Below are 12938 nucleotides of genomic sequence, written 5' to 3'. Positions count from 1 at the left end.
GTGATGGGCTCGTTCGGCCCGAGGCATCCGCCAGTCTTCCTCGCCGGCCAGGGGAGGCGGTGTGCGTCGCCGATGAGTTTCCTATGAAGGTGCGTCAGGACGACGCGCGGGACTCCTCGAGCCGCATCTCCTCGACGGGGGCGGAAGCGCTCACCGTCGTCGTGAGGTTCATCACGACCGCCGTCATCGCGGCCACGAGGCAGACGGCCAGCACCATGTGGATGTTCACCAGGACGATCGGAAGGCCGGTGCGGGCCTGCCACAGCCCGATGACGATCTGCACCACCTCGATCGCGAACAGCAAGCCGACCCACAGACGCAGGCGCAGGGCCGGGGGAGTGCGGAACGCGCCGATGAGCAGGAGGACGGTGAGGCCTAAGGTGACGTAGCCGGGCCACGAGTGGATGTGCTGCCAGAGGATCGGATCGAGTCCGTTGCGGGCGGCGGCGTCATCGCCCGCGTGCGGGCCGGAGCCGGTGAGCAGGATGCCCACCACGACCGTCACGAGCACCGCGACGCTCGTCAGATGGACGAGCAGGGCGTAGCCGGGGGCTACGGCGCGCACGCGCGGACCGGGCGTGGCATACACGCGGCAGACGAGGACGGCGGCGAGCGCGACCAGGACCGCGGAGATGAAGTAGTGCACGCCGACGATCGTGGGGTGCAGATGCAGCCACACCGTGATGCCGCCGATGACGGCCTGCAGGATGATCCCGAGGCCGATCGCGAACGAGATGACGCGGAGCTCGCGGCGCCGGGGTCGAAGCCGCACGACCGAGAGGAACGTGAGGGCCGCCACGATGATGAGCACCCCCGTGAGGGTGCGGTTTCCGAACTCGATGAGGCCGTGGATGCCGAGTTCGGGCGTGGGCACGAGCGAGTCCGCCGTGCAGTACGGCCAGGTCTCGCAGCCCATGCCCGAGCCGGTGAGTCGCACCAGTCCGCCGGTGCCGACGATCCCGATGTTGACGACGAGCGAGAGCCAGGCCATGACCCGCACCCATCGAGTGACGGTCGTGGGCAGCAGGAACGACAGAACGCGATTCTGCGTCGTCGGAGCGGACATGAGCTGATGCCTCCTGACAAGGCGCCCCCGGGCGCCGGCCGCGCCGCGGTGAGGCGTTGCCTGTAGACTTGTGGGGTCGGGACACAGGCGCGCGAGCGCTTCGTGTCCCCCCAAGTCTAGGCGTGAGTCCACGCCACGAATGCGGCCCTGAAAGCGGCATCCCACCCCCACTCACTCCGGAGGGGTGCGGGAGTGCCGGAGCGGATGACACCGCTTGGGCCCGGAGGAGGAAACCCATGTCGGATGTGCTGCTCGACCGCCCGGAACTCGAAAGTCTGGGGGTGTACGAGTTCGGATGGCACGATGCGGATGCCGCAGGTGCCGTCGCGAAGCGCGGCATCGACGAGAGCGTCGTCCGCGGCATCTCGGCTCTGAAGGAAGAGCCCGAGTGGATGCTGAAGAACCGCCTGAAGGGCTACCAGCTCTTCGGCCGCAAGCCGATGCCCACGTGGGGCGCCGACCTCAGCGAGATCGACTTCGACAACATCAAGTACTTCGTGCGCTCGACCGAGAAGCAGGCGCAGACGTGGGAGGACCTCCCCGAGGAGATCCGCAACACGTATGAGCGCCTCGGCATCCCCGAGGCGGAGCGCCAGCGACTCGTCGCCGGTGTCGCAGCCCAGTACGAGTCCGAAGTGGTCTACCACCAGATCCGCGAGGACCTCGAGGAGCAGGGCGTCATCTTCCTCGACACCGACACCGCGCTGCGCGAGCACCCGGAGATCTTCGAGGAGTACTTCGGCACGGTGATCCCCGCCGGCGACAACAAGTTCGCTGCGCTGAACACGGCCGTGTGGTCGGGTGGATCGTTCGTCTACGTACCCAAGGGCGTCCACGTCGAGATCCCGCTGCAGGCCTACTTCCGCATCAACACCGAGAACATGGGCCAGTTCGAGCGGACGCTGATCATCGCCGACGAGGACTCCTACATCCACTACATCGAGGGCTGCACGGCTCCGATCTACAAGAGCGACTCGCTGCACTCGGCCGTCGTCGAGATCATCGTGAAGAAGAACGCGCGCGTTCGCTATACGACGATCCAGAACTGGTCGAACAACGTCTACAACCTCGTCACGAAGCGCGCGATCGCGCACGAAGGCGCCACCATGGAGTGGATCGACGGCAACATCGGCTCCAAGGTGACGATGAAGTACCCCTCGATCTTCCTCGTCGGGGAGCACGCCAAGGGCGAGACCCTGTCGGTGGCGTTCGCCGGCCCCGGCCAGCACCAGGACGCCGGCGCCAAGATGATCCACATGGCGCCGTACACGCAGTCCTCGATCGTCTCGAAGTCGATCGCGCGCGGCGGTGGCCGCGCGGGCTACCGCGGCGAGGTGCGTGTCGAGGCGAACGCGCACCACTCGGCCAACACGGTGCGCTGCGATGCGCTCCTGGTCGACACGAAGTCGCGCTCCGACACGTATCCGGCCATCGACATCCGCGTCGACGACGTGCAGCTCGGCCACGAGGCCACGGTCTCCAAGGTCAGCGAAGAGCAGCTGTTCTACCTGCAGTCGCGCGGCATGCCCGAAGACGAGGCGATGGCGATGATCGTGCGCGGTTTCATCGAGCCGATCGCACGCGAACTGCCCATGGAGTACGCCCTCGAGCTGAACAAGCTCATCGAGATGGGCATGGAAGGATCGGTCGGCTAAGCATGACGACCACGACAGAGGCACCCCAGGTGGTGCCGGGTTCCACAGCGCATTCCGACGGGGCCGGGGCATTCGTCCCCGTGCAGACGCGGTCCGAGCGTCCGGCGTCGTACGACCCCGCGGACTTCGACACCCCCACGGGGCGCGAGGTCAACTGGAAGTACACGCCCGTTGCCCGCTTCGCCCCGCTGTTCGTGAACGAGACGGGCCCGCACGGCATCGTCGAGGTCACGGTGGAGGCGCCGGACGCCGTCGAGCAGACGACGCTGGCAATCGGCGAGGGTCCGCGCGGCGAGGTGTTCACGCCGGAAGACCTGCCGAGCGCGATCGCCTGGGCGCAGGAGACCGACGCCCCGCTGATGCGCATCCCGGCCGGAGCCGAGCTCGACGAGCCGATCCACGTCGCTCTGCACGGCACCGGCGGTGTCGCGCACGCGCACGTCGTGATCGAGGCGATGCCCAACTCGCGGGCGACCGTCCTGTTCCGTCACACCGGGACCGCGGATCATGCGCAGAACGTGGAGATCATCGTCCGCGACGGCGCGCACCTCGAAGTCGTCTCGGTGCAGGAGTGGGACGACACGGCGGTGCACGCCTCCGCCCATCAGGCTCGCGTCGAGAAGGACGCCTATCTGCGCCACGTGGTGGTGAGCTTCGGAGGCGGCGTCGTCCGCGTCAATCCCTCCGTCGAGCTCGCCGGCGACGGATCGTCGGCCGATCTGTACGGCCTGTCGTACTCGGATGCCGGACAGCACCTCGAGAGCCAGGTCTACCTGCACCACAAGGGCCCTCACACCAAGGGCGACGTGCTCTACAAGGGCGCCCTGCAGGGTGCGGGCGCGCGCAGCGTGTGGATCGGCGACGTGCTGATCGGACACGAGGCGACGGGCACCGACTCCTACGAGGCGAACCGCAACCTGGTCCTCACCGACGGCGCACGCGCCGACTCCGTCCCCAACCTCGAGATCGAGACGGGCGACATCCAGGGGGCCGGTCACGCCAGCGCCACCGGTCGCTTCGACGACGAGCAGCTGTTCTACCTGCAGGCTCGCGGAATCACCGAGGAAGAGGCACGTCGCCTCGTCGTCGGGGGGTTCCTCGCCGAGATCGTGCAGAAGATCGGCATCCCGTCCCTCGAAGAGGAGCTCTCGGCCGCGATCGAGCGCGAGCTCGCCGAAGGAGCCGCGGCGTGAGCGCGACGCGCGTCTGCGCTCTGAGCGACCTCGAGCAGGACACGGCACTGCGCGTCGAGGTGGGCGGTGTTCCCATCTCGGTCGTGCTCGACTCCGCCGGCGAAGTGCACGCCATCGGCGACACCTGCACGCACGGCGACGTCTCCCTCGCGGAAGGCTTCGTCGACGGCGACACCCTCGAATGCTGGGCCCACGGCTCGGCGTTCTCGCTGCGCACCGGCCGGCCCCTCAACCTCCCCGCGTATGAGCCCGTTCCCGTCTTCGTCGTCGAGATCGACGGCGACGACGTGCTCATCGACCCCGAAGTGAAGAAGGAAATCTGATGTCTGTCCTCGAGATCCGCGACCTCCATGTGACCGTCGAGACCGACGAGGGGACCACGCCCATCCTCAACGGCGTCACCCTCACGATCACCACCGGCCAGACCCACGCCATCATGGGCCCCAACGGCTCCGGCAAGTCGACGCTCGCGTACACGATCGCCGGTCACCCCAAGTACACCGTCACCGGCGGCACGATCACGTTCGACGGCGAAGACGTGCTCGAGATGACGGTCGACGAGCGTGCGCGTGCGGGCCTGTTCCTCGCGATGCAGTACCCGGTCGAGATCCCCGGCGTGACCGTCACGAACTTCCTCCGCACGGCCAAGACGGCCATCGACGGCGAGGCACCCGCGATCCGCACGTGGACCAAGAGCGTCAAGGAGGCCATGAAGGACCTCCGCATGGACCCCAAGTTCGCGCAGCGCAACGTCAACGAGGGCTTCTCGGGCGGCGAGAAGAAGCGTCACGAGATCCTCCAGCTCGAGCTGCTCAAGCCGAAGATCGCCGTGCTCGACGAGACCGACTCCGGTCTCGACGTCGACGCGCTCAAGATCGTGTCGGAGGGCGTGAACCGCGCGAAGGCCGAGTCCGACCTGGGCGTGCTGCTCATCACGCACTACACGCGCATCCTCCGCTACATCCACCCCGACTTCGTGCACGTCATGGTCAAGGGTCGGATCGTCGAGGAGGGCGGCCCCGAACTGGCCGACCGTCTCGAGGCCGAGGGCTACGACCGCTTCCTCGAGGGCGAATTCGAACCCGCCACCGAGGCCTGAGCGTAGGATCGACGCATGACCGCGACCCTCACGCCCGAGAAGTACGACGAGGTCACCGAGGCGCTCAAAGACGTCATGGACCCCGAACTGGGGATCAACGTCGTCGATCTGGGCCTGATCTACGATCTCGCCTGGGATGACGAGAACGACGCCCTCGTGATCCACATGACGCTCACCTCGGCCGGCTGCCCGCTGACCGACGTGCTCGAGGAGCAGACGGCCCAGTCGCTCGATGAGGTCGTCGACCGGTTCCGCATCAACTGGGTGTGGATGCCGCCGTGGGGTCCCGAGCGGATCACCGACGACGGGCGCGACATGATGCGCGCGCTCGGCTTCGCGATCTGACGCAGATGTGAACGGATGCCTCGGCCCCTGGCCGGGGCATCCGTCGTCTCTCCCGCCACACGCCGTCACGCGGGCCACGGGGTCGGTCGTGGCATCCGCGCCCGCCGATAGAGTCGAAGGGTGAGCGCCACCCCCCTCGAAGCCCTTCCCCTGCACGAACTCCGAGAGCGCTCGAGCACGAAGTGGCGGAGGTACCCCGACGACGTCCTGCCGCTGTTCGTGGCCGAGATGGACTTCGCGCTCGCGCCGGGGATCACCCGGCGCCTGCAGCGCGCGGTCGAGCTGGGCGACACGGGCTACACCCCGCCGCAGCCGGGCGTGCGCGAAGCGTTCGTCGCGTACGCGCAGCGCCGCAGCGGCTGGAGCGTCGACCCGTCGCACGTGTTCTGGACGGCCGACGTCATGATGGGCGTCGTCGAGATCCTCCGCCGCATCGTCGACCCGGGCGACCGCGTCGTCATCATGCCGCCGGTGTACCCGCCCTTCGTCGACACCATCGAGGAAGCGGGCGCCGTCGTCGAGCGGGTTCCGCTCGCGCGGACCGAGGACGGCTGGGAGATCGATCTCGCGGGGATCGAAGCGGCCCTCGCCGACGGAGCGCGCGCGGTGCTGCTGTGCAACCCTCACAACCCGACGGGAACCGTGCATTCGCGGGAGTCCCTCGCCGCCCTCGCCGACATCGCGGCGGCCCACGGCGCGATCGTCGTGAGCGACGAGATCCACGCGCCGCTGACCTACGAGCCCGGAGCGTTCACGCCGTTCACCACGGCCTCCCAGACCGCGGCCGACGTGGGCTACATCGTCACGAGCGCGAGCAAGAGCTACAACCTCGCGGGGCTGAAGTGCGCCGTCATGGTGGCCGGGAGCGATGAGCGGGCGACCCTGCTGCGCGATCTTCCCGACGAGGTCGAATGGCGCACGGGCATCTTCGGCGCGATGGCCAACGTCGAGGCGTACGCGCCCGAGAGCGATGCGTGGCTCGAGTCGCTCCTCGCGCGGCTCGACCTCAACCGCCGACTGCTCGCCGACCTGCTGGACGAGCATGTGCCCGGTGCGGTCTATCGCATCCCGGATGCCGGATACCTCGCCTGGGTCGACCTGACGGCGCTCGGCTGGGGCGACAACCCCGCCGTCAGGATCCTCCGGGAGGCGAAGGTGGCGCTGCACTTCGGGCCGCACTTCGGAGCCGAGGGCAACGGGCACGTGCGCATCAACTTCGCCTGCGCCCCCGAGGTGCTCCGCGAAGCCGTCGAGCGCATCGGCGCGCTCGCGCGGTCGTGAGCGCTCCGCACGAGCCCGCTCCGACCGGTCCGGTGTCGACGGTCGGCGCACGGGGGAGCGTCTGGGGACCGACGTACGTCTGGATCACGGTGGGTGCGGTCGCGCTCATCTTCCTCGCTGCGATGCAGTCGCTCGCCGTCACGACGGTGATGCCGATCGTCGCCGCCGACCTCGACGGGGCGTCGCTGTATGCCGTGGCGTTCGCGGGGACCCTCGCGACGAGCGTCATCGGCATGGTCGCCGTCGGGGCGTGGAGCGACCGCTCCGGCCCGGTGTGGCCGCTCACGAGCGCCGTCGCGCTGTTCCTGATCGGGTTGGTGCTCGCCGGTCTCGCCCCCACCATGGAGCTTCTCGTCGCCGGTCGACTGATCCAGGGGTTGGGAACGGGCGGTCAGACGGTCGCGCTGTACGTCGTCGTCGCCCGCATCTATCCCTCGGAGCTGCACGGGCGCGTGTTCGCGGCGTTCTCGGCCGCGTGGGTCGTGCCCTCGCTCATCGGCCCCTTCCTCGCCGGCGCGGTGACGGAGTACCTGCACTGGCGATGGGTCTTCCTCGGGGTGGCCGGCCTGACGCTCGTCGCCTTCGTGATGGTGGCCGTGCGGCTGTGGGGCACGCCGATGGGCACCGACGAGCCGTCGACGGCGCGGATCGCGCCGCGGATGGCCTGCGCCGTGGCCGTCGCCATCGGCGCCCTCGGGCTCAGTCTCGCCGGCGAAGCGGGCGCCTTCTCGCTCGTCGTGGTGGCGGCATCCGTCGTCGTCATCGTGCTGGCTGCGCGTCCGCTCCTGCCGCAGGGCACGCTGCTCGCCCGCCGCGGGCTGCCCAGCGTCGTGCTCATGCGCGCCCTCATCGCGGGGGCGCTCTTCGGAGCCGAGATCTACGTGCCGTATCTGCTCATCGAGGAGTACGGGTTCTCCACGACATGGGCAGGTCTCGGTCTCACCGCCGCGGCGATCGCGTGGGCGGCCGCCGCCGAGATCCAGGGACGCTACGGCGACCGGATCGGCAACGCCCGCATCACGCTGATCGGCACCGCCCAGCTCACGGCGGCGGCCCTGTTCGCCGCGGCGACCGCGCTGTGGGGCCTGCATCCGGGCGTGCTCATCGGCACCTGGGCTCTCGCCGGTGGCGGCATGGGGCTCATGTACCCGCGCCTGACGGTGCTGACGCTGGCCTACTCGACTCCGCAGAACCAGGGCTTCAACTCCTCCGCCCTGTCGATCTCGGATTCCGTCGGGGCGGCGACCACGATCGCCGCGATGGGTCTGGTGTTCACGGCTCTGGCGGGGACGGATGCCGGGTTCCCCGCCGTGTTCGCGATCGCCGCGATCCTGGCGCTGCTCGCCCTGATTCCAGGACTGCGGATGGGGCACGTGCACGAGGCGAAGCACTGACCGGAAGCCCGGCGCGTAGGCTCGGGGCATGGAGGAGATACCGCTCTCCGGCGGAAACGCGACGGCGGGCGTCGTGCGCATCGGCGACACCGTCCGCAAGCCCTGGACGGACGCGACTCCGACGGTGATCGAATACCTGAGGTCGCTTGCCGCGCAGGGCCTCGACGTTCCGGCGCCCCTCGGACGCGACGACGCCGGCCGCCAGATCATCGAGTTCGTCGCCGGACCGTCGGCCGACACCCGGGATCTCACCCACGACGACATGCGACGCATCGGCGGCATCGTGCGGGCCATCCACGACGCGAGCCCGCACGTCGGGCCGGATGCCGGACCCCTGCCGGAGATGCTCCTGCCCGCGGACGAGCCGGATCTGCTCTGCCACAACGATCTGACGCCGTGGAACCTGATCGTCGGCGATCGGTGGGTCTTCATCGACTGGGACGGAGCGGGGCCGAGCACCCGGCTGTGGGACCTCGCCTACTCTGCGCAGGCGTTCACGCTCAACGACCCGGACGCCGAGCCTTCCGCCGCCGCGGCGGGACTCGCCGCCTTCCTCGACGGGTACGACGCGGATGCCGCGCTCCGCGCAGCGCTGCCGCGGACGATGGCCCGTCGGGCCTGGGCCATGCACGACATGCTGCGCCGTGCGCACGACGAGGAGATTCAGCCCTGGGGTTCGATGTACGTCGACGGGCACGGCGCGCACTGGCGTGTGGTGGCCGCGTTCGTCGAGGCGCACGAGGGCGTCTGGAGAGCGGCGCTGACCGAGGAGCGCGCCGATGCGTAGGGACCGGGTCACCTCGAGCGTGCTGCGCTCGGTCGGCTACGACCCCGACACGGCGGTTCTGGAGATCGAGTTCGTCAGCGGCGACGTGTACCGGTACTTCGCCGTGCCGCCGTCCGTCCACCGCGGGTTGGTCGACTCAGCGAGTCCGGGGGCGTACTTCAACCGCACGATCAGCGACCGCTATCCGACCCGTCAGAAGTACGACTGAGCGCGGAGGTCAATTCTCGGCTTTGCCGAGCCGCCAGTAGCCCATGAAGGCGACGGCGCGGCGATCGACACCGTGCTCGGCGACGAGGTGGCGGCGCAGGGCCTTGATGGCCCCGGCCTCGCCGGCGAGCCACGAGTACAGCGGCGCGCTCTTGAGGGCCGCTCCGCCCTTCGCGGTGCGCGGAACCTCCCACAGGATGTCGGTGTCGATGTCGATCTCCTCGACCTCCGCGCCGCGCCCTTCGGGCACGAGTCGCGCCGCAGCATCCTCCACGGCCGTCACGAGGTGCGCGTGACGGCCACCCGCCCGCGCGCCGACGTGGTACTCGAAGCCCGGGTGGTGCGGCAGATACGCCACATCGTCGGGGTGGGGCACTTCGAGCACCACGACACCGCGGGCGTCGCGCGGAAGCTGCTCGAGGATGACCGCGATCGCCGGAGCGGCCGTCTCGTCGCCGGCCAGCAGGATGCGCTCGGAGCGGGCGGGCGGCACGAAGTCGACGCCGTAGCTCACGCCCTCGTGCGCGGTGGTCGGAGCCCAGATCAGCAGCTCATCGCCGACGACGGCCCGCGCGATCCAGTCCGAGGCGGGTCCCAGCACGTCGTGCGCGACCATGTCGATGTCGACCTCGTTCGCGTCGTGGCGCACGAAGCGGGTCGTGTACGTGCGGAACGGCGGACGGGCGTCCTCCGGCAGCGCGCGCCACTGCGTGTACCAGTCCTCGCCGGTGGGCATCGCGTCGAGCCCCACGGTGCGCGTGGGGAAGACGACCTTGATCCGCTGGTCGAATCCCGGATCCCCGAACCGCGCGAGGTCGTCGGCGCGGAACGTGAAACGGCGGAAGCTCGGGGTGAGGTCGGTGATCGCCGCGACCCGGACGCGGAAGAACATGCTCGTCGGGAGGGTGGCCGTCATCGTCAAGGCAGTCTCATTTCGTCGTCGAGGGGGTCTGATGCCACGGCGACCGAGCGGAGCGCGGCGGTGGCCGCGGCGTCCGGCACGGTCACGGGCGGGGGAGCGTCGGGGGTGCCGAGCACGTGGTGACGGCCCCGGGGCAGCACGATGGGCGTGCCCGAGATGGGATCGGCGATCACGAGGGCGTCGAGATCGAACACGTCGCGGATCAGCGCGGTCGTCACGACGTCGGACGGTGGTCCGCTGGCGACGATGTCGCCGCCGCGGAGGGCGATGACATGGTCTGCGTAGCGGGCTGCCATGTTGATGTCGTGCAGCACCATGACGATCGTCGTGCCGCGATCGCGGTTGAGGTCTGTCAGCAGATCGAGCACCTCCACCTGGTGGGCGACGTCGAGGAACGTCGTGGGCTCGTCGAGCAGCAGGATGTCGGTCTCCTGGGCGAGGGCCATCGCGATCCACACGCGCTGACGCTGGCCGCCGGAGAGCTCGTCGACGGCGCGATCGGCGAGATCCGCCGTGCCGGTGGCCTGCAGCGACTGCGAGACGACCTCGTAGTCGCGTTCGCTCCACCGTGCCAGCAGCTTCTGGTGCGGATGCCGTCCGCGGCCGACCAGGTCGGCTACCGCGATCCCCTCGGGCGCCGTGGGACTCTGCGGCAGCAGCCCGAGCGTGCGGGCGATCTCCTTCGACGGCCGGGTCTGAAGGGGCGCACCGTCGAGCAGCACACGACCCTCCTTCGGTGCGATCAGACGCGCGAGCGCCCTCAGGAGCGTCGACTTGCCGCATCCGTTCGCCCCGACGATCGCCGTGATGCGGCCCGGCGGCAGCACGAGGTCGAGGCCGTCGATGATGGTGCGGTCGCCGTAGCCGAGGGTCAGCGCTTCGGCCGACAGGGTGTGGGATGTCGTCACAGTGAGCCTCCCGAGCGGTTCGTCCTGATGAGGAGGTAGATGAGGTAGGGCGCGCCGAGAACGCCGGTCACGACGCCCACGGGATAGCGCGTGCCGAAGGCGTACTGTCCGATCAGATCGGCGACGAGCACGAGGAGGGCGCCGACGAACGCGGAGGGGAGCAGGAGCGAGGCACCCGGACCGACGAGGCGCGCGGCGATGGGGCCCGCCATGAACGCGACGAAGGCGATCGGGCCGGCGGCGGCGGTGGCGAAGGCGAGCAGCGCCACGGCGGCCAGGATCAGCAGGATGCGGGTGCGCCGCACCGAGACGCCGAGCGCGGCGGCGGAGTCGTCGCCGAGCCGCAGCACGCCGAGCTCGCGGTCCTGGAGCAGCAGCACCGGGAGCAGCACGGCGCACGCGAGGGCGAGGGGCGCCACGGCATCCCACGTCGCTCCGTTGAGACTGCCGGTCAGCCAGTGCATCGCGGTCTGCAGATCCCACGCGGCGGCGCGCGACAGGATGTAGGTGATGACGCTGTTGAGCATCGCAGCGACGCCGATGCCGATGAGGATGAGCCGCGTGCCCGCGAACCCGCCCTTGTTCGACAGCAGGTAGATCGCGGCGGCCGTCGCGACGGCGCCGACGAGGGCGAACACCGAGACCATCGTGTCGCTCAGCGAGAGCACGACGATGCCGAAGACGGCGGCGGCGCTCGCTCCGGCGTTGATGCCGATGATGTCGGGCGAGGCGAGCGGATTGCGCAGCATCGTCTGGAACGTCACGCCGGCGACGCCGAAGCACAGTCCCGTGAGGAGCCCCATGGAGGCCCGGGGGAGTCGCAGCTCGCCGACGGAGAACGACGCGCCGGGCACGGTCTGGCCCAGGATGACGCGGATCACCTGGTCGGGGGAGTAGACCGTGCTGCCGATCATGAGGCTGAGGGAGAACGCGACGGCGATCGCGACGCCGAGCGTGACGGAGACGAGGGCGCGGCGTCGCATCCGGGTGCGGCGTCCGGCGAGGATCGCGACGGCGCTCACAGCTCGCGCACCTTCTGGCGGCGGACGATCCAGATGAACACCGGGGCGCCGATGATCGCGGTGACGATGCCCACCTGGATCTCCTCGGGACGTGCGACGACGCGGCCGATCACGTCGGCGGCGACGAGGAGGCCCGCGCCGGTGATCGCGGAGAACGGAAGCAGCCACCGGTGGTCGGGCCCGACGAGCAGTCGGCACATGTGCGGGACGACGAGTCCGACGAATCCGATGGGACCGGCCACGGCCGTGGCCGCACCGCAGAGAACCACGGCGCCCGCGGAGGAGACGAGGCGCGTGCGCACGACGTTCTCGCCGAGTCCCGCCGCGAGGTCGTCGCCGAGCGCGAGGGAGTTCATACCGCGCGCGAAGAGCACGCAGACGAGGGCGCCTGCCGCGAGGACGGGCGCGACCATCGTGATGCGCTCCCACGTCGCGCCGCCGACGCCGCCGACCTGCCAGAAACGGAAGGTGTCCATGACGTCGACGCGGGGGAGGAGCACGGCGCTCACGAGCGACATGAACGCCGCCGAGCTCGCGGCACCCGCGAGGGCGAGCTTCAGCGGGGTCGCGCCGCCGCGTCCGAGCGATCCGACCGCGTACACGAAGACGGCGGCTGCGGCGGCGCCGGCGATCGCGACGACGAGGTACGAGAACGGGTTCGCGAGTCCGAAGAATGCGATGCCGACCACCACGGCCAGCGCCGCTCCGCCCGAGACGCCGAGGATTCCGGGGTCGGCGAGCGGATTGCGCGTCACGGCCTGCATCGTCGTCCCCGCGAGCGCGAGCGCCGCACCGACGAGCATCGCGAGCACGGTGCGGGGGATGCGGGCGACGACGGCTGCCTGTCCGACGGTGTCGGTGCGTCCGCCGAGTGCCGCGACGATGTCGTCCAACGACACGTCGCGCGCTCCGAACGCCACCGATGCGACGCACAGCAGGGCCAGGACGGCGGCGCTCGCGGCCAGCCATGCCAGACGCACCGACACCGGGCGCCGCAGAGGAGCGGCGGCCGGCAGCGGCGTACGTGTCTGGAGGATGGTCACGCGAGGCTCGGATCAG

14 protein-coding genes are annotated in these 12938 nt (G+C 69.9%); 9 read left to right on the top strand and 5 right to left on the bottom strand.

Going from position 1 to position 12938, the window contains the following annotated elements; genetic code table 11:
• Positions 1-94 precede the first annotated feature (94 nt).
• Complete coding sequence (locus B0B14_RS07775) at positions 95-1066, bottom strand: COX15/CtaA family protein (RefSeq protein WP_076680848.1); 972 nt, start codon at positions 1064-1066, stop codon at positions 95-97.
• Between the two features lie 236 nt (positions 1067-1302).
• Here B0B14_RS07775 and sufB point away from each other — a divergent pair, with 236 nt between their 5' ends.
• From sufB to B0B14_RS07730, 9 genes are all read left to right on the top strand, one after another.
• Positions 1303-2721, top strand: coding sequence for a Fe-S cluster assembly protein SufB (gene sufB, locus B0B14_RS07770; protein ID WP_076680847.1), 1419 nt, complete (start codon positions 1303-1305; stop codon positions 2719-2721).
• A gap of 2 nt (positions 2722-2723) precedes the next feature.
• Positions 2724-3914: a Fe-S cluster assembly protein SufD gene (gene sufD / locus B0B14_RS07765; RefSeq protein WP_076680846.1), complete on the top strand. Its 1191-nt coding sequence runs from the start codon at positions 2724-2726 to the stop codon at positions 3912-3914.
• Complete coding sequence (locus B0B14_RS07760) at positions 3911-4237, top strand: non-heme iron oxygenase ferredoxin subunit (protein ID WP_076680845.1); 327 nt, start codon at positions 3911-3913, stop codon at positions 4235-4237. Before sufD ends, B0B14_RS07760 begins: the two co-directional genes overlap by 4 nt.
• Positions 4237-5013 (top strand): Fe-S cluster assembly ATPase SufC, encoded by a 777-nt coding sequence (gene sufC, locus B0B14_RS07755; RefSeq protein ID WP_076680844.1) that lies wholly within the window; start codon positions 4237-4239, stop codon positions 5011-5013. The genes B0B14_RS07760 and sufC overlap by 1 nt, the downstream gene beginning before the upstream one ends.
• A gap of 15 nt (positions 5014-5028) precedes the next feature.
• Entirely contained in the window at positions 5029-5358 is a 330-nt protein-coding gene (locus tag B0B14_RS07750) for a metal-sulfur cluster assembly factor (RefSeq protein WP_076680843.1), read from the top strand.
• A gap of 120 nt (positions 5359-5478) precedes the next feature.
• Positions 5479-6639 carry a MalY/PatB family protein gene (locus tag B0B14_RS07745; protein WP_076680842.1) on the top strand — a complete coding sequence of 387 codons (1161 nt, stop codon included), beginning with the start codon at positions 5479-5481 and terminating at the stop codon, positions 6637-6639.
• The gene (locus B0B14_RS07740; RefSeq protein ID WP_306169500.1) at positions 6636-8033 is read left to right on the top strand and encodes an MFS transporter; all 1398 of its coding nucleotides are present in this window, start codon (positions 6636-6638) and stop codon (positions 8031-8033) included. Before B0B14_RS07745 ends, B0B14_RS07740 begins: the two co-directional genes overlap by 4 nt.
• A 28-nt stretch (positions 8034-8061) precedes the next feature.
• Positions 8062-8820: a phosphotransferase gene (locus tag B0B14_RS07735; protein WP_076680841.1), complete on the top strand. Its 759-nt coding sequence runs from the start codon at positions 8062-8064 to the stop codon at positions 8818-8820.
• On the top strand, positions 8813-9028 hold the full coding sequence (locus B0B14_RS07730) for a KTSC domain-containing protein (protein ID WP_076680840.1): 216 nt from the start codon (positions 8813-8815) through the stop codon (positions 9026-9028). The genes B0B14_RS07735 and B0B14_RS07730 overlap by 8 nt, the downstream gene beginning before the upstream one ends.
• 9 nt (positions 9029-9037) lie before the next feature.
• Here B0B14_RS07730 and B0B14_RS07725 read toward each other — a convergent pair whose 3' ends face one another.
• From B0B14_RS07725 to B0B14_RS07710, 4 genes are read right to left on the bottom strand one after another with little or no spacing between them, the layout of a single operon-like run.
• Positions 9038-9943, bottom strand: a complete 906-nt coding sequence (locus tag B0B14_RS07725; RefSeq protein ID WP_076680839.1) for a siderophore-interacting protein — start codon at positions 9941-9943, stop codon at positions 9038-9040.
• Positions 9944-9945: 2 nt separating this feature from the next.
• Positions 9946-10857: an ABC transporter ATP-binding protein gene (locus tag B0B14_RS07720; protein WP_083710398.1), complete on the bottom strand. Its 912-nt coding sequence runs from the start codon at positions 10855-10857 to the stop codon at positions 9946-9948.
• Positions 10854-11840: a FecCD family ABC transporter permease gene (locus B0B14_RS07715; RefSeq protein WP_083710510.1), complete on the bottom strand. Its 987-nt coding sequence runs from the start codon at positions 11838-11840 to the stop codon at positions 10854-10856. The genes B0B14_RS07720 and B0B14_RS07715 overlap by 4 nt, the downstream gene beginning before the upstream one ends.
• Positions 11841-11875: 35 nt before the next feature.
• Positions 11876-12922, bottom strand: a complete 1047-nt coding sequence (locus tag B0B14_RS07710; RefSeq protein ID WP_076680838.1) for a FecCD family ABC transporter permease — start codon at positions 12920-12922, stop codon at positions 11876-11878.
• Between the last annotated feature and the right edge of the window lie 16 nt (positions 12923-12938).

This window comes from Microbacterium sp. RU33B, from assembly GCF_900155915.1.
Lineage (GTDB): Bacteria > Actinomycetota > Actinomycetes > Actinomycetales > Microbacteriaceae > Microbacterium.
Note: the sequence above shows the minus strand (reverse complement) of the source record. Positions and strands in the feature narration are given on the sequence as shown.